At 67.8% G+C, this 16,566-nt stretch carries 12 protein-coding genes and 1 tRNA gene; 4 read left to right on the top strand and 9 right to left on the bottom strand.

Annotated features, from left to right (window positions below; all coding sequences use genetic code 11):
- Positions 1–50: 50 nt before the first annotated feature.
- Positions 51–1,979 (top strand): cellulase family glycosylhydrolase, encoded by a 1,929-nt coding sequence (locus HTZ84_RS03175; RefSeq protein ID WP_174679355.1) that lies wholly within the window; start codon positions 51–53, stop codon positions 1,977–1,979.
- Between the two features lie 96 nt (positions 1,980–2,075).
- Here HTZ84_RS03175 and HTZ84_RS03170 read toward each other — a convergent pair whose 3' ends face one another.
- The 3 genes from HTZ84_RS03170 to HTZ84_RS03160 form a co-directional block, all read right to left on the bottom strand.
- Positions 2,076–3,065, bottom strand: coding sequence for an LEA type 2 family protein (locus tag HTZ84_RS03170; RefSeq protein ID WP_174679354.1), 990 nt, complete (start codon positions 3,063–3,065; stop codon positions 2,076–2,078).
- A 602-nt stretch (positions 3,066–3,667) separates the two neighbouring features.
- Positions 3,668–3,742 (bottom strand) — tRNA-Glu (locus tag HTZ84_RS03165).
- 164 nt (positions 3,743–3,906) lie between these two features.
- Positions 3,907–5,130 carry a helix-turn-helix transcriptional regulator gene (locus HTZ84_RS03160; protein WP_174679353.1) on the bottom strand — a complete coding sequence of 408 codons (1,224 nt, stop codon included), beginning with the start codon at positions 5,128–5,130 and terminating at the stop codon, positions 3,907–3,909.
- 211 nt (positions 5,131–5,341) lie between these two features.
- Between HTZ84_RS03160 and HTZ84_RS03155 the strand changes: the two genes are divergently transcribed.
- Positions 5,342–5,920, top strand: coding sequence for an MBL fold metallo-hydrolase (locus HTZ84_RS03155; RefSeq protein WP_174679352.1), 579 nt, complete (start codon positions 5,342–5,344; stop codon positions 5,918–5,920).
- Here the strand turns inward: HTZ84_RS03155 and HTZ84_RS03150 are convergent, their stop codons facing one another.
- From HTZ84_RS03150 to HTZ84_RS03130, 5 genes are all read right to left on the bottom strand, one after another.
- Positions 5,921–7,102, bottom strand: a complete 1,182-nt coding sequence (locus HTZ84_RS03150; RefSeq protein ID WP_174679351.1) for an ABC transporter ATP-binding protein — start codon at positions 7,100–7,102, stop codon at positions 5,921–5,923.
- Positions 7,099–9,003 (bottom strand): ABC transporter permease, encoded by a 1,905-nt coding sequence (locus HTZ84_RS03145; RefSeq protein ID WP_174679350.1) that lies wholly within the window; start codon positions 9,001–9,003, stop codon positions 7,099–7,101. The genes HTZ84_RS03150 and HTZ84_RS03145 overlap by 4 nt, the downstream gene beginning before the upstream one ends.
- 15 nt (positions 9,004–9,018) lie before the next feature.
- Positions 9,019–10,101: a thiamine ABC transporter substrate-binding protein gene (locus HTZ84_RS03140; RefSeq protein ID WP_174679349.1), complete on the bottom strand. Its 1,083-nt coding sequence runs from the start codon at positions 10,099–10,101 to the stop codon at positions 9,019–9,021.
- A gap of 188 nt (positions 10,102–10,289) precedes the next feature.
- Positions 10,290–11,123, bottom strand: a complete 834-nt coding sequence (locus tag HTZ84_RS03135; protein WP_174679348.1) for an ATPase — start codon at positions 11,121–11,123, stop codon at positions 10,290–10,292.
- On the bottom strand, positions 11,120–11,386 hold the full coding sequence (locus tag HTZ84_RS03130) for a DUF5827 family protein (protein ID WP_174679347.1): 267 nt from the start codon (positions 11,384–11,386) through the stop codon (positions 11,120–11,122). Before HTZ84_RS03130 ends, HTZ84_RS03135 begins: the two co-directional genes overlap by 4 nt.
- A 279-nt stretch (positions 11,387–11,665) precedes the next feature.
- Here HTZ84_RS03130 and HTZ84_RS03125 point away from each other — a divergent pair, with 279 nt between their 5' ends.
- Both HTZ84_RS03125 and HTZ84_RS03120 read left to right on the top strand, forming a co-directional pair.
- Entirely contained in the window at positions 11,666–13,417 is a 1,752-nt protein-coding gene (locus tag HTZ84_RS03125) for a histidine kinase N-terminal 7TM domain-containing protein (RefSeq protein ID WP_174679346.1), read from the top strand.
- Between the two features lie 98 nt (positions 13,418–13,515).
- Positions 13,516–15,264, top strand: a complete 1,749-nt coding sequence (locus HTZ84_RS03120) for a sensor histidine kinase (RefSeq protein WP_174679345.1) — start codon at positions 13,516–13,518, stop codon at positions 15,262–15,264.
- Between the two features lie 45 nt (positions 15,265–15,309).
- Here the strand turns inward: HTZ84_RS03120 and HTZ84_RS03115 are convergent, their stop codons facing one another.
- Complete coding sequence (locus tag HTZ84_RS03115; RefSeq protein ID WP_174679344.1) at positions 15,310–16,440, bottom strand: RNA ligase; 1,131 nt, start codon at positions 16,438–16,440, stop codon at positions 15,310–15,312.
- Positions 16,441–16,566: the final 126 nt, after the last annotated feature.

The raw sequence follows: 16,566 nt of genomic DNA, 5'->3' as shown, positions 1-16,566 counted from the left end.
TTCGGCGGCGGGCCATCACTGTTATCAGCGTTACCGAGAGTTCATCGGTAATGCACCGCCGACGGTATCTGGCGTCGCTCTCGGCTAGTTCGGTGGCCGCACTCGCCGGCTGCTCGAGCCAGCGAACCGACGGTCCGGTGACGGCCGGACCGCCGCGACTCACCGTCGAAGGGCGCTGGGTGACCGATCCGGACGGCAACCCGGTCGTCCTCCGCGGAGTGAGCCTCGACGATCCGGTGTGGAGCCTCGAACACGCCGCGGTGCGGGAGGAAGAGTACTGGGATGCCGTCCGACTCGCGACCGACGACGACGCCGGGTGGCACGCGCGGGTACTTCGGCTCCCGATAACGCCGCGTTCGATCAGCGACGCCGGCATGGACGCCGTCGTCGACGCCCTCGATCGGGCGGTCGAACTCGCGGCCGAGCGAGGCGTCTACCTGCTGGTCGACTACCACGCGAGCGAACGCTACGACACGTCGTCGATCGATCGGCGACTGCGCTCGTTCTGGGACCGCGTCGCCCCGCGGTACGCCGACGACGCCCACGTCCTCTACGAACTGTTCGGCGCGCCGACCGAGCCGGCGGCCGGCGGCCTCGAGGCCTGGCGGACCTGGCGCGACCGCGCGACGCCGTGGTTGTCCCGCGTCCGCGACCGCGCTCCGGAGACGCCGATCGTCGTCGGGTCGCCGGCGTGGTCGTCGATGACGGCCCACGCCGCCGAGGAACCGTTCGATCACGACGGACTGCTGTACTCGGCGCACGTCTACCCGTCCTGGGACCCCCGCTCCTGGGAGGCGGCCTTCGGAACGCCCGCCTTCGACGTCCCGGTGTTCGTGACCGAGTGGGGGTACACCGCCGCCGCCGGCGCCGAGGCGGCGGGGGCGGACGCCCACCTGATCGGGAGCACGGCGGAGTGGGGCGAGCCGTTCCGCGAGTGGGTCGACGCCCACGAGAACGTCCACTGGTGTGCGGCGACGTTCGGGACTCGCCGACAGCCGGCCATGTTCGACGCCGACTGGTCCCTCCCCGACGGCGACGACCACATGGGCGCGCTGGTCAAGGACTGGCTCGCCGACAGACGCGACGACCACCGACCCGGTCGGGAGACGCCGATCCCGTCCGGCGAGGGGTCGCCGCCGGCAGCCCCGGGAGCGGTCAGAATCGAGGAGGTCCACGAGACGAGGGCGACCGTGCGATGGGAACGGCCGCCGGATCCGGACGGCGACGACGTCCTCCAGTACCGGGTGATCGTCGACGACCGCGAGCCGTCGACCCTGCGGGGCGTCGAACGAGCGACCGAACTCTCGAACCTCGATCCGGATCGAGAGTACGAGGTGCGCGTGACGGCCGTCGACGAGCGCGGCCTCGAGTCGGACCCCGCGTCCGTCCGGTTCAGTACGCTCGATCGCACCCGGCCGGCGGCAATCATCCCCAGAACCGCCTCGAATCCGGTCGGCGACGAGGACGGTGCGTGGTCCGCCGCCGAACCACATGCGGCCGATATGCTCCTCTGGACCGATCGCCCGCTCGAGAACGCGATCACGTGGCGGGCGCTGTGGGACGAAACCGCGCTGTACGTGCGCATCGATCTCACCGATATCGAGGACTGGCAGGACACCTTCGCGGAGGTGTATCTCGACCTCGACAACAGCCGCGAGGAGACGTACGACGGAGAGAACGATCTCGATATGATCGTTCCTCGAGGCGGGCGGATCATCTGGCAGAGCGCGAACACGGCGCCGATAAGCGACGGCTCTTCGGTCACGACGACCGAGACCGACGGCGGATGGCGGGCGGAGTTTACGATTCCGTGGCGGGAATACGGCGTGCGGCCGATCGTCGGTCATCGCTTCGGAATGGACGTCCACACCGTCGTCGAGGAAGACGGCGAGCGAATCGCGAAGTTCGGCTGGTTCGACGAGAGCGACGACGCGTGGGCGGATCCGCGGAAGTTCGCGACCGTCGAACTCGGCGAGTGATGTCATCGCGGCTCGCGGCTGGAAGAGACGCAGTTGCTCCGGACCGACCACGCTCGCACGATACCGTTACGATTGCACAACTGATCGTCTCGAGTACTAATTCGGCCGTCGAACCCGTTCTCGCTGGTCGTCCCGATCGCTCGCGGACTCGGCCTCGTTCGCATCTGCCGATCCGAGCAGATCCGTCCGGAACGTGCGGTCGTACGAGAGGAACTCCAGCGGGACCGTCCGCCGAATCCCGGCGTACTCGAGGGTCGCGTCGAACTCGACCGTCAGGTTCGACGTTTCGTCGTTCCGGAGGTGCGTGACCCACCAGTCGTCTAGCTCCGCGTTATCGATGGCCGCCCCGGCGTCGATCGTTCGCGTACTGCCGGCCGGAATAACGGTCTGGTCGGCCGCAACGCCCTCTCCGACGACGATTCCGTTCAGCCGTACCGTGTAGCCGATCTCCGTGATCGGGACCGGCAGCCCGGTCGGGTTGGTCACCGTCGCCGACGCGTCGATCGGCGTGCGATTTTCGGTCGCGGTGCCCCACTCGGCGTCCGTTTCGTCGACGACCAACACCGTCCGATCGTACGCCCGAAACCGTCGGGTCTGATTCGTCCGGAGCGGCTCGAGCAGGTCCGTCCGGACGGTCCGTTCCTGCGCCGCTCCGTCCGCGGGGAGCCGGATACCGCCGTAGGTGGTGACCACGTCGGGTTCGACGCGAACCGTCGTCGTCTCGTTTCGGTTGACGTGGGACGCCCACCACGCCGGAATCTCGTCGTTGTCGATCCACGTCGAGACGGTAACGGCGCGTCCCGTCTCGTCGAGTCGGACGCGGTTGTCCCGCTCCGACGCGAGCACGATGTCGTTCGCCGAGACGGTGTACGAGACGTCCGCCACGGCGTCGCCGGCGCGGAGTACCGACGGCTCGTCGACGCCGATCCGGGTTTCGACTTCGGTCCGCTCGTCCGTGACGGTCCCCCACTCGGTCTCGACCGATTCGACCTGCGGCCGGTCGGCCGTGATCACGCCGTACGTCGCGGTCCCGCCGGTCAGAACGATCGCGGCGAGCACCGCCAGCGCCGCTCTGCGACGGCTCATCTACCGCCCCTTTCGTCCGCCCGGGGTTCTGCTATCGCGTTACACGTTCAGGTCGTTCAAGTCCGCACCGTCAGTGACCCGCTCTCGGCGCTTCGGGACGCAGTTGCGAGCGCTGGTCTCCCCCGATCGCTCGAGTCGCCGTCGCTCGCGAGCCCGCGGCGAACCGTACCCGCTGCTCCGGAGCCGAATCCCGAATACCAAATCGTATTGGATATACGATTATTCCGATCGGTTTCCTCTGTCGTCCTAGGGCAGGCACCCACCCCATCATCGCAGTGTCAGAGGCAGTTCTCCTGCCCTACGGCGATATCCCCTCCCCTTCCATCCTCCCTTCGAAGCGCAGTCCGGGAGACCCGACGCTCCTGTTCCCGTCCAGTCGCTTCGTCGTCTGCTCGAGTCGAACGATTCGTTTAGCTCGATAAGCGAATCGCTTCCGGTGAAAACACGGCGCAGCCGCAGGAGGAACAATCTACGCGTCGCTCGCTCGAGAACTGTGTCGGAGAAGTGCTCCGTCAGGGATTCGAACCACGGTCGCAGCAAAGCTGCTCTCTGATTCGAATCCTGGGTCGTATTCTTCGCTCACGAAGTTGTTCGCGGAGAAGTGCTCCGTCAGGGATTCGAACCCTGGTCATTGCCGTGAGAGGGCAATATGATTGGCCGGACTACACCAACGGAGCGTTCACTGCGTTCTCGCACCGAGCCTCGACGGACATCGTCCCTCTCGGCAACGGAGCGTTCACGTCCTTCGTCTGCATTCAATCGTTACGTCGTACGATGTTTAAGCATTCCGTTTCGATCCGAGAGTGTCCCACCGTCACACGGGTTCGGCAGCTGACAGCAGTCATTCCTCGAAAGGCGATTTGGTCGCTTCGGGTTCGAACCCGTCGAGGCTGATGATGTTCTCGCGACCGACCCGGAGTTTGCTGATCGTGCCGTCCTCTTCCATATCGGAGAGGAGCATGCTGACCTTGGATTTCGACCAGCCCGTCTCTTCGACGATGTTGACCTGCTTCATGCGACCGCCGTTCTCGCGGATGAGTTTGACGACACGGTCCTCGTCGGTGAGCAGCTCTTCGTCGGTGAGCGGATCGGGCTCCGGTTGGGTCTCTTGTGCCGACGGCTCGTCGTCGGTATCGCGCTCGGTCGCGGCGGCCGTCGCGGCTGCCGCCGCCGGGGCCGACGCCTCCGAATCGTCCGGCTCCGCGACTGCGTCCGGCGTCGGACCGTCGCCGTCGTCGTCGGTCCGGCGGCGGTGATACCAGACGGCGCCGACGACGACCGCCAACGCGAGGAGGCCGGCCGCGGCGAGTTGCCACGTCACGGCGCTCCCTTCGGCGACGCCGTCCCGTACGAACACCGCTCGCGGTTGCCCGTCGAGAAACTGCTGCTCGCCGCTCCAGCGAACCGTGTCCGCGTTCTCGAGCGAGTTGCCGGCGTACTGAGCGTCGGCTTCGGGATCGACGCGTTCGAAGGTGAGACCGTCGCCGGCCTCGACCTCGATTACCTGATCATCCGCGATGTAGAGGTCTTCGAAGACGTCGCCGACGGTAACGGTCCCGCCGTCGACGCGGGCGAACCCTTCCCAGGTGAACGACATTTCGACGATGCCGTGCGTCGTGCCCAACTGCTCTTCGACTCTCGCGGAGCGTCGGAAGTTCGTCGCTTCCATCTCGCGGTCGGTCTGCTCGGCGCCGCTGGCCGCCATGGCCTTCGAGGAGTTGACAAACCGCTGATAGAGGTCGCTCTCTTCGGACTCGAACTCCTCGGCGAACTCCTCGAACGCGTCCCGTTCTTCGGATGCGTTCTCGCCCCCGAACCGCCGTTCGTGGCGGATCGTCCACGTCGCGCTCCCGTTCTGGTGGACGGTGATCTCGAACGTCGTCTGATCGAAGTCCTGGGACTGAGCGATCGCGGGCTGTGACTGCGTCTCCGTCGGCGCGATCGACTGTGCGTACGGCGACGGGTCGCTTGTGGCACCCGTCCCAGCCACCGCCGTCGGGACGCCGAGACCGGCGACACAGAGCACGACGAGAACGACGGCGACGACGGAGACCGGCCGGTTCATTCGTCTACCACTACGTGCCGCAGCTAAAAATCCTTGTGAATACGAGACTCTCGAGGCGACCGGCCGACAGTCGAGTCGAGAGCCGATACCGCTCGGCTACAGACCGTAAACCGAACTCTGAGAGGAGTATCGGAAGGAACTCACAGCGCTCGAGACCGACGCGTGTCGGGATGTCGATACGTACAAACGGGTCGACGGCGTATCGGTGGCTATGATCACCAATCTCGCACAGGGCGTCCAGGCGTTTACGAGCAACGTCTTTCTCGTCGACGGCGAGCGGACCGTGTTGGTCGACGCGGGAGCGAACTTCGACGTCGTCGCGGCCGTCCGGGAACGGGTCGACGACCTCAACGCCGTCGTGCTCACGCACACCCACCGGGACCACGTCGGCAATCTCGAGGCGGTGACAGACGCCTTCGACGTCGACGCGTGGGGGTACGACACCGCGATCGACGGCGTCGACCGCGCGATCGCGGACGAGGAGACGGTCCGCCTGGGGGACCACGAATACGTCGCGCTTCACACGCCCGGCCACAAGAACGACCACCTCTGCTTTTACGCCGAGCGCCCGGGCGTCCTCTTCGCCGGCGATCTGATCTTCCAGAACGGGAGTTTCGGCCGAACGGATCTCGAGGAGGGCGACCGCGAGACGCTCATCGAGAGCATCGACCGCGTCCGCGAGCGGATCGATCCGGACCTCGAGGAGATGCACACGGGCCACGGGCCGAGCGTGACCTCCGACCCGTACGATCACGTCGAGCTCTCGGCGCAGATGGCGCGACAGGCCTGATTACCGCCGCTCTTCTGCCGACTGCGTCTCAAGTACGTGCGCGTCCGTCGGCGCGAACCCGACTGCGACGTCGCCGTCGATCGTCGCGTCACCACCGTCGTCCGCACCGTCAGCTCCGTTGTCGTCCATACCGCCGTCGGTCGTCGCGGTCACCCCGCTCTCGAGGCCGTCGGGGTCCGATGGGAACTGCATCTCGGCGTCGAACTGGAGCACGACCGACCCGCCGTCCCACCGCCCGTACGCCCGAACGTGCTCGCCGCGGAACTCGCTCGTTTCGATCTCGACGGGGAACCGATTGGCGTCGGCGTCTCGAGCGAGCGCGGCCGGTCGGACGCAGAAACTCACGCGCTCCGCACCGGCCGGGACGCCCGCGATCTCGAACTCGCGATCGCTCCCGTCGACGGCGACCCGCGCCCGGTCGCCGTCGCGGCCGCGCGCGGTCGCGTCGAAGACGTTGTTGTCGCCGACGAACTCGGCGACGAACCGGGTCGACGGCTCGCGGTAGATCTCCCGCGGTCGGCCGACCTGCTCGATCCGGCCGTCGCGCAGCACCGCGAGGCGGTCCGAGATCGCCAGCGCCTCCGCCTGGTCGTGGGTGACGTAGACGGTCGTGATCTCGAGTCGCGACTGGATCCGTTTGAGCTGGCGGCGCAGCGACTCCCGGAGCCGCGCGTCGAGCGCGCTCATCGGCTCGTCGAGCAGGAGCAGGTCGGGTTCGGGCGCGAGCGCGCGGGCCAGCGCGACCCGCTGTTGCTGCCCGCCCGACAGCTGGTCGGGATCGCGGTCGCCCATCCCCTCGAGATCGACCAGTTCGAGCAGTTCGCGGACGCGGTCGTCGACGCTCGTCCCCGCGGGCGGCTCCCGGTATCGAAGTCCGTAGCCGACGTTTTCGGCGACGCTCATGTGGGGAAAGAGCGCGTAGCTCTGGAAGACGACGCCGACGTCTCGCTCCTCGGGCGCCGCGTCGGTGACCACCTCGCCGTCGAAGCGGACGGTGCCGTCGGTCGGCGCCTCGAACCCCGCGATCGCTCTGAGCGTGGTCGTCTTCCCGCAGCCCGACGGCCCGACGAGCGTGAAGAACTCGCCGTCGCGGACGGTCAAATCGACGTCCCGCAGCGCGACGGTGCCGCTTCCGTCCGCCCCGTAGCGCTTGGTGACGCCCTCGAGTCGGAGTTCGGTCACAGTTCGTACCTCCCGCCGACGCGATCGACGACGACGAAACTCGCCGCCGTGACGAGCAACAATAGGGTCCCCATGGCGATCGCGGGCCCGGAGCGACGGCCGAGGTAGCGCTCGACGGCGACCGGCATCGTGTAGTGCTCGCTCCCGCTGGCCAAAATCACCGTCGAAGAGAACTCGCCGATCGAGACGGCGAAGGCGAAGGCCGCGCCGGCGACGATCCCGTTGGCGACCAGCGGGAGTTCGACGTCGAGCAACGCCCGCGTTCGCGAGGCGCCGAGGGCGCGGGCGGACTCGACCAGCGCCGGATCGAGTGTCGCGAGCAGCGGCGAGACGTTGCGCGTCACGAACGGGTAGGCGGCGACCGCGTGGGCGGCGACGATGGCGACCGCGCCCGTCACCTGGAGGCGCCAGCCGCCGGGTAAGGGAACCCCGAAGACCAGCCCCTGCAGGAGCCCGATCCCGAAGACGACGCCGCTGACCGCCAGCGGCAACATCGCGAGCGTGTCGACGAGCCGTCCGCTCCTGCCGGCCCGGACCGTCAGCACCGAGATCACGACGCCCATCGGCACCGCGACGGCCAGCGTCGCGAGCCCGAACAGCAGCGAGTTCCGGATCGCCGGGACCGGACGCGTCTGGAAGCTCGCGCCCTCGAGTTGGCGCTCGAGCAGGAACGCGTAGTTCCGGAGCGTGAACCCGGAGCCGTCGGTGAAACTCCCGACGACCAGACTCGCCAGCGGACCGACGAAGAGGACCAGCGCGACGCACCCGTACCCCAGAATCGCGAGCCGCCGCGGCGAGAGCGCCGTCCGCACGTCGGGGAAGAGCGCTTCTCTCGGCGGCGGCGACGGCGCCTGCGAGAACCCGGTCTGTGCCGACTCGTACCGGAGGTAGGCGTAGGTCAGCCCCAGCGAGAGGATCGTCTCGAGGATCGCGAGCGAGGCCGCTTCCCCGTAGGCCAACCGCTGGATCCGGTCGTAGATCCAGACCTCGACGGTCGCCAGTTGGAGGCCGCCGAGCGCGAGCACGATGGGGAAGGTCATGAACGTGAAGATGAAGGTCAGCAGCGCGCCGGTGAGGACCGCCGGGACGAGTTGCGGCACGACGACGTCGCGGAAGGCCCGGCGGGGGCTCGCGCCGAGGCTGCGGGCGGTCTCGACGGTGCGGGCGTCGACGGACTCCCAGGCGGAGACGGTCAGACGGGCGACCAGCGGCGCGTTGTAGAAGGCGTGGGCGAGGATCACGATCGCGAGCGGGCTCGTCTCGACGAACGCGAACGGACCCAGGCCGACCGCCCCGAGCAGGGTGTTGAGCGTCCCCGTCCGCCCGAACATCGCGTAGAAGCCGACGGCGACCATGATTCCTGGCAACACGAACGGTAGAATCGTCAGCGATCGGAGCGTGCGCCGGCCGCGGAACTCGTAGTTCGCGAGGACGGAGGCGGCCGGGAGGCCGATCGCGACGCTCGCGACCGTCGACAGCGCGGCCTGATAGGCCGTGAAACCGAACAGCCCCTTCCGAACCGGCGGCGCGTCGACGGCGAGCCACGGCACCGGCAGGTCGACGCCGGGAACCGGAGACGCGAGGGTCGGCGCGATCGACACCGCGGCGAGCCAGCCCGCGAGCGAGCCGAGATGCGCGCCGATCGCGAGCGGATCGGCGAAGACGTCCGCGAGGACGCCGAAGTAGAACGGATCCGTCAGCACCTCAGTGACGTGACCGAGCGTCGGCGATCCGTCCTCGAGGAGCGCCTCCACGAAGACGAGACCGACGGGGAGGTAGAGCACGACGACGAGGACGGCCGCCGTCCCGAGCGCGGCCAGCGAGAGGGCGCGGCGCTCGAGCCACGCGCTGACGGCGCCAGCGGAGAGTCGATCGACGACGGGACGATCTGCGAGGGACACGAGTGGGGCGACCCGTTACTGGCCGGCGAACTCCTGAGCCCAGTCCTCGACCCAGCCGTCGAGGTCGCCCCGGAGATCGTCGTAGTCGAACGAGACCATCTCCTCCGGCGTGTGCGCGTACTCGTCGAACTCCTCGTCGAGGTCGACGTGCTCGTCCGCGACGGCCGGGTACTGGACGTTTCGCGTGGCGATCTCGGCCTGGGCCTCGCTCGAGAGGACGAAGTCGAAGAAGTCGTAGGCGAGGTCGACGTCGCCGGCGCCCTCGAAGATCGCCATCCCCTCGGGGTTGGCGTAGCCCTGATCGTCCGGGAAGGCGACCTGATGGCGCGAGAAGTCGTAGTCGAACCGGTTGGCGTACACCTGGTCGGTCGAGTAGGAGACGACCATCGATCGCTCGCCCTCCATGTACGCGCCCGAGTAGGACTCGCTCCAGCCGTCGAGGACGCGAACCCCGTTGTCCTCGAGTCGCTGCCAGTAGTCGAGGTACCCGTCCTCGCCGAAGGCGTCGATCGTCCACAGCAGGAACGCCTGTCCCGAATCGGCTTTCTGGGCGTTCTGGGCCAGCAACGCGTCCTCGTATGCGGGTTCGGTCAGATCCTCGAGCGACGCGGGTTCCGCGACCTCGGTCTCGTCGTAGACGAGGCTGATGTAGCCCATGTCGTAGGTGAGCGTGCGGCCGTGGGGGTCCCCCAGCGAGAACTCGTCGCGGACGCGGTCGGCCCGCTCGAGTCGGTCGCGATCGAGTTCGCGAAAGAGGGCGCCGCCCTCGAGCTGGTCGTCGACGCGCACCAGATCGTCCACGTTCAGCCCCAGGTAGACGTCGGCGTCGATCTCGGCGTCCCGATCGGCGCGCTGGACGTAGTGGTTGATCCCGCCGTCAGGAAGTTGCTCCCACTCGAGTTCGGCGTCGAACTCGTCCTCGAAGCGCTCCTTGAGCCACGGGCCGGCGGAGTCCTCCGTATCGATCATCGACTCGTAGGTGACGACGGTGAGCGTTCCGTCGCCCGCCTCGTCGCCGCCGTCGTCCCGCGTCAGACAGCCGGCGATGCCGAGCGCCGATCCGCTTCCGATCGCACCGAGCAACGCGCGTCGTTTCATTACACGGTGGTTCCACTGAGTGGTCTTAATCCCTCTGATCGGATATCCCGGCAACGGCTGCCGCCTGAACCGGGCTCGAGCGACTGCGCGAGCGGAAACCCAGCTCGGACGAGGGCGACATTTTCGACTCGGACGATCCAAAGATCGATCGCCGGCAGCCGAGCGCGACGTTCGTCTGGCCCGGCCTCTCAGACCGCTCGAGCCGCCTCGAGCAGCGCGTCGTAGGCGTCAGAATACGCGCGAGCGATCCGCGCCGGCTCCGCCCGCTCGTCGCTCCCGAGCGGCGGCAGGCGAATCCGGTCGATCGGATCGAGGTATTCGAGCACGTCGGGGACGCGCTTCTCGAGCGCGCCGTCTTTCGGGCTCGAACTGGCGATCTCGCAGGCCCGGCAGTAGCGATCGCTCGGGTAGATCCGGACGCGGCCGGGTTCGACGGCCGCGACGGCGCTGATCGCCGCGGGATCGAGCGACTGGAGCGGTCGCGCGATATCGCTGTAGGATTCGACGACCGCGACCTCCGTCGATTCGACCTCGGCGGCCAGCCCCTCGAATGCGGGGACGTACCGCCGCTCGGCGATCTCGTTGAACTCCGCGACGGTCTCGACGGCGACGGCGTCCTCGAGCGGGAGCGCGTCGGCGACTGCGTCCGGAATATCCGCGGTCGCGTTGCGCACGAACGTCGGATCGTCGTCGCCCGGGCGGCCGACGCGATCGACGAGGAACTCGCGATCGGCCTTCCCGAGGAGTCCGGTCCCGTCGCCGGGCGTGGGACGCCAGAGGCGGTGGACGGGATTGAGGGTTTCCGGCTCGCGGCCGCGTCCCTCCGCGGCCGCGAGGCGTTTCGCGTCCTTCCCGTAGAGGCGGTCGTCGGCCAGCGCCGTCCGGCAGTCGTCGTGGTCGAACCAGTAGTCGTTGCCGGCCCGGGGCTTGTAGCCGACCGCGCCGGTTCGCTCGAGCAGGCCGACCGAGAACGTGGTCTTGCCGGCGTCGACGCGATCGGCACCGACCACGAGGAGGATCATTCTTTCAGGCCGTAGTAGCCGGGTTCGTCGTCGGATCGCGGCTCGGCGACCACGAGATCGTCCGCGTTGTTCATCACCCAGGGAATCGCCCAGTCGAGCAGGATGCTCTCGGTGCCTTCGTCGATCTCGGCGTCGGGCTCTAACCCCTGCAGGAGGCGGGCGATCTCGTAGACGGTGTACATCTGGTCGTCCTCGAGCAACTCCGCCGGCGTGTAGAAGTCACAGGGCGGGAGACTCTCGAACTCGTCCTTCGGAACGGGCATAGGCGACCGTAGACGCGCGCGCCACAAGACCGCACCGATCCCGACTCTCGGTTCCAGTTTCGGGTCCGCATCCGACCGTCGAGACGCCGGTCCGAGGACCGACGGCTCTCGAGATCGCAGACCGACTAGTAACAGATAGCCGATCGCCGTACTCGGCCCGTTCGATGTGGTGGCCCGGCAGTACAATTCAAAGATCGGAGCAGATAATCCCGCCTCGATCAGCGCATACGCTAGTCGGTAGCCACAAATCTTTATAATTCCGCCACGAGACGGACTCGGGTGGCACTCGCTCACGAGCTGATCCCGCTTATCTACGCCGTCGCGGCGGTGACTGCCGCCGCGCTCGGCGTCGTCGTCTGGGGCCATCGAGAGAAAACCGGTGCCGTACCGCTGGTCGTCGCGGTGGTCGGTGCGGCCATCTGGGCTGGATCGCTGTTCGCGCGCTCCGCGGTCGATCACGTCTCGCTGTCGGTGTTCTTCCTCCGATTTCTCTACGTCGGTGTCGGAGCCAGCGTCCTCGGCTCGTTCCTGTTCGTCCTCGCGTACACCGGCCGCGAGCACCTCCTCACGCGACGGACGATCGCGCTCCTCTCGATCGAGCCAGTGCTCCTCGCGGCGTTCGCGTTCGCGAATCCCGGCGACCTGTTTTTCGAATCGATCTCCCGCGATCCGACGGTCGTCGGCGGTATCGGCTTTCAGTGGGGCCCCGCGTTCGACGTCCACCTCGTCTACTCGTACTGTCTCTCCCTCGCCGGAACGATACTAATCCTCGAGTTCCTGCACAACTCCCGGTCGCTATACCGGGGGCAAGCCGCGATGCTGGTCGGCGCGTCCGCGTCCCCGCTACTGACGAACGTGGTCTACACCCTCGACGTCCTCGGGTCGATCGCCATCGATACGACGCCGATCGGATTCATCCTCGCGGGTGCGCTGTATTCGGTCGCGATCGTCCGCTACCGGCTGGTCGATATCGCTCCGATCGCCCGCGATCGCGTTCTCGATACCGTCACCGACGGCGTTTTCGTCGTCGATACTGAGAATCGCCTCATCGACGTCAATCCCGCCGGCCGAGCGCTGCTCGAGGAGTTCGACGAGTCGCCGATCGGGACGGATCTCGACTCGCTGTTCGCCGATCGCCCCGAGTTACGGGACGAATTCCGCGGTCTCAGGGATCGTCCCGTCGAGACCGAACGCGAACTGGCACTGCGCGACGGGCACTTTCACGTTCGGACGACGCCGATCGAAGACGGGCGCGACCGCCACGTCGGCTGGCTGTTCGTCGTCCGCGATATCACCGAACGCAAGCGCCGGGAAGCCGAGTTACAGCGCCAGAACGAACGCCTCGAGCGGTTCGCCGATCTCGTCTCCCACGACCTTCGCAATCCGTTGAACGTCGCGGACGGTTACCTCGACCTCGCCCGCGAGACCGAAGATGAGGAATACCTCGACGAGATCGAACGATCCCACGAGCGGATGGAGGCGATCATCGACGACGTCCTCGCGCTCGCTCGTGAGGGAGCGGACGTGACCGATCCGGAGCGCGTCGACCTGGCGGTGGTGGCCGAGCGAGCCTGGGTGAGTGTCGACACCGGCGACGCGACGCTGACGATCGAGGAGTCGACGACCGTCCTCGCCGACCGACGGCGACTGCTCCGACTCCTCGAAAACCTCTTCCGGAACGCCATCGACCACGGGCGTCCGGCGGACGGCTCCGCCGACCCGGAGGACTCGAGCGATCCGACGGAGCCGTCGCTGACCGTTTCCGTCGGTGCGGTCGGAACGAATCCGGTACGCGGCTTTTTCGTCGCGGACGACGGTCGCGGGCTCTCCGACGACCGCGACCGCGTCTTCGAGGAGGGGTACACGACCGACCCGGAGGGGACGGGCCTCGGACTGAGCATCGTCGAGGAGATCGCGACCGCCCACGGGTGGGCGATCGAGGCCGTCGAAAGCGCCGACGGCGGCGCCAGATTCGAGTTCCGCGGCGTCGAGATCGACGACCGGGACGCGGCCGTCCCGACCGCTGACTGACGGCTTCGAGTCGCGGCGGTCAACCGCCGCCCGGCGTCGGTCCGACTGCCGACCGAACGGCCAGTGCACTTTACGTACTCGATGCTCGAGTGACGACGATGTCCGCGGCCCCGGGAAGCTCGATCGTACAGGCGATGTACGCGATCACGGCTCTCAATAGCGTCATCCTCGCCGGCGTGCTGTGGCGCCATCGCGATCGGCCGGGCGCGTGGCCGCTGCTCGGAACCGTCCTCGGGTCAGGACTGTGGACCGTCTGCGGGCTCGCGCTCATGCGGATCGATCCGGGCCCCCTCGCCCTCGCACTGCTCGGACTCCTATTCCTCGGTGTGGGGGTCGGGACGATGGCGCAGCTCGTCTTCACGCTCGAGTACACCGGTCGAGAGGAACTGATCAGGCCGCCGATCCTGGCCGCGCTGTCGATCGAACCGGTGCTGGTCGTCTTCACCGTGATCGCGAATCCGAGGAACCTCTTCTACGCCCTGAGCGACGGAACGGTCGAGTGGGGGCCCGCGTTCTGGATCCACACGACGTACTCCTACGTCGTCCTCGCCGTCGTGACGGTGCTGATCATCGAGTTTCTGGTTCGCTCGCGGTCGCTGTACCGCGGGCAGAGCGCGGCGCTGCTCGCCGGCACGCTCGCGGCCTGGGTCGGGAACGCAGCCTACGTCTTCGGAGCGGTCGACGTCGACGTCTCGCCGATCGGGTTCGCCGTCGCCGGGATCCTGTACGCGGTCGCGATCCTTCGCTACCAACTGGTCGATGTCGTTCCGATCGCCCGGGATCGGGTGCTCGACACCGTCACCGACGCGGTCTTCGTCGTCGACGACGAAGACCGACTGATCGACGCTAATCCCGTCGGTCGGCGCCTGCTGGCGTGCGTCGACGGCTCGCCGATCGGGACCGGCGTCGACTCCCTGCTCGCCGACCGCCCCGCGTTGGGCGAGGAGGTCCGCGCGCTGACCGCGACTCGCGACCCCGCGGAACGCGAGCTCGCGGTCGGCGACGACTACTACCTCGTGCGAACGACGCCCATCGAGGACGGCCGCGATCGCCACGCCGGCTGGCTGTTCGTCGCTCGCGAGATCACCGAACGGAAACGCCGCGAGACGCGACTCGAGCGCCAAAACGAGCGCTTAGCGGAGTTCGCGAACATCGTTTCCCACGACCTCCGCAATCCGCTGACGGTCGCCGGCGGCCACCTGCAACTGGCCCGCGAGGCCGACGATCCGGACCCGCACCTCGACGAGATCGAGCGGTCCCACGAGCGGATGGAGACGATCATCGAGGACGTCCTCGCGCTCGCCCGCGAGGGACGGGATGTAACGGATACCGAACCCGTCGACCTCGCGGCGCTCGCGGACCGCGCGTGGGCGAGCGTCGACACCGGCGACGCGACTCTCGCGATCGACTCGAGCGCGCCGATACTGGCCGATCCCGACAGGTTGTGGCGACTGCTCGAGAACCTGTTCCGCAATTCCCTCGAGCACGGGACCGATCGCGCGGACGGCGCCGACCTCGAGGTCGCGGTGGGAACGCTCGGCGACGCCCGCGACGGATCCGGAGCGGGGTTTTACGTCGCGGACGACGGCGTCGGAATCCCGTCGTCTCAGTGCGATCGGGTCTTCGAGAGCGGGTACACGACCGACGGGGACGGCACGGGGTTCGGGCTCTCCATCGTCGAGGAAATCGCGACGGCTCACGACTGGACCAGCGCCGTCGCGGAGAGCGACGCCGGCGGCGCCAGATTCGAGTTCCGCGGCGTCGAACCGGCCGGCGACGCGACTCCCGCGGACGCCGATGTCGGATCGGATGAGTCATCGATCGGGACCGATCCGTCTCGGTCCTGAGCCGCACGCACGCTCGACTATCGGTCCGAATCCGAGCGCAGCCCCTCATTCGTCCCGCGTGCCGCCGTCCAGATAGTACCGGATCCGGTCGCGACTCGACTCGGCCACCTTCACGAACTCGAGGACGCGCTCGCCGTCCTCGCGGCGGTCCGACTCGAGGCCGACCGTCAGCGACTGCTCGCGCAGGTGGTCGAGGAGCGCGCCGATCGTCTCCGGATCGCCCCTGACCGTGTGTCGCTCGCCGATCGTCTCGCCGGCTTCGACGGCCCGGATGGCCGAGACCATCGGCCGGAGGATCGACTCGCCGAGGTCGTGGGCCCGTTCCTCGAGTCGGTCGTCGTCCGCGTCGAACTCGGCCGCCTGAAACGCGTCCCGGACGATCCGCGAAAAGACGAAGTCGCGGCCGTGATCGAAGGGCAGCGAGAACGCGTAGGCGAGTTCCTCGTGGTGTTGGGTCTCCGTCGTGTACTTGACCAGTCGCTCCCCGTCCGCCGACTTCAGGACGACCCCTTCCCGGCCGGCCGCGTCGAGTTCCTCGATCGCCGCTCGAGTCGGTCCAACGGCGTCGGCGGGCGCCGCCCGTCCGAAGAGTCGCGGCTGGGCGAACCCGTACTCCTCGCAGAGCCCTCGCCGATCGTCGACGGCGAACGGTGCCCCGGTCTCCCGGTCGCGGACGTCGAAGATCCGGAACTCGTGGGTGTCGACCCCCTCGTAGTCGTGGGTCGAGTAGGGCGTCTCCGGGCCGACGAGTTCGGCACAGAGGGTCTTCTCCGGGTGGGTCGCGAAGAACGCCTCGAGGGGGAGGCGATCGCGGGCCCGCCCCGTCGTGTACGGACAGACGTAGCCGCTTCTGGTGAAGGCGAGGGGTTCGCCGCCGACGGCCGCGATGCGAACGTTGAAACCGTCGAGTTTCTCCTCGATGACGACGGTCTCGCCGTCCTCGAAAAACGACGGAACTCCGGGGTCGAGCACGAGAATCCGGGGGATGCTCGGATAGCCGCGAACGATGGTTTCCGCCTCCTCGACGATGACCGTCCCCCGCTCGACCCCGTGGCGAGCGGCCGTGAGGACGTAGTGGGTCCGTCCCGCCGTTGACCGTTCCTCGACGTGCTCGAAGAGGTCCTCGGGCGTCTCCGCGGTCGTCCCGAGCCGCTCGAGGTACTCGTCGCGGTCCATGAGTTGTTTGTCACCATACCTCGTGAAAAACACCCGGTCGGCCAGCGGACGCCGATCCGCAGGCCGTCCGACCGCGTTCGATCGATCGAACGCGGGGGGAGACCTTTGTAGCGCACCGTCGAACTG

It is taken from the genome of Haloterrigena gelatinilytica, from assembly GCF_013342145.1.
Lineage (GTDB): Archaea > Halobacteriota > Halobacteria > Halobacteriales > Natrialbaceae > Haloterrigena > Haloterrigena gelatinilytica.
This window is presented reverse-complemented; position numbering and strand designations above follow the sequence as displayed.

Excerpts from the sequence above, each read along its gene's own strand:
- HTZ84_RS03160 (WP_174679353.1), bottom strand. The coding sequence starts at position 5,130 with ATGAACCGGCCGGTCTCCGTCGTCGCCGTCGTTCTCGTCGTGCTCTGT.
- HTZ84_RS03120 (WP_174679345.1), top strand. The coding sequence starts at position 13,516 with ATGTCCGCGGCCCCGGGAAGCTCGATCGTACAGGCGATGTACGCGATC.
- HTZ84_RS03130 (WP_174679347.1), bottom strand. The coding sequence starts at position 11,386 with ATGCCCGTTCCGAAGGACGAGTTCGAGAGTCTCCCGCCCTGTGACTTC.
- HTZ84_RS03140 (WP_174679349.1), bottom strand. The coding sequence starts at position 10,101 with ATGAAACGACGCGCGTTGCTCGGTGCGATCGGAAGCGGATCGGCGCTC.
- HTZ84_RS03175 (WP_174679355.1), top strand. The coding sequence starts at position 51 with ATGCACCGCCGACGGTATCTGGCGTCGCTCTCGGCTAGTTCGGTGGCC.
- HTZ84_RS03135 (WP_174679348.1), bottom strand. The coding sequence starts at position 11,123 with ATGATCCTCCTCGTGGTCGGTGCCGATCGCGTCGACGCCGGCAAGACC.
- HTZ84_RS03155 (WP_174679352.1), top strand. The coding sequence starts at position 5,342 with ATGATCACCAATCTCGCACAGGGCGTCCAGGCGTTTACGAGCAACGTC.
- HTZ84_RS03115 (WP_174679344.1), bottom strand. The coding sequence starts at position 16,440 with ATGGACCGCGACGAGTACCTCGAGCGGCTCGGGACGACCGCGGAGACG.
- HTZ84_RS03170 (WP_174679354.1), bottom strand. The coding sequence starts at position 3,065 with ATGAGCCGTCGCAGAGCGGCGCTGGCGGTGCTCGCCGCGATCGTTCTG.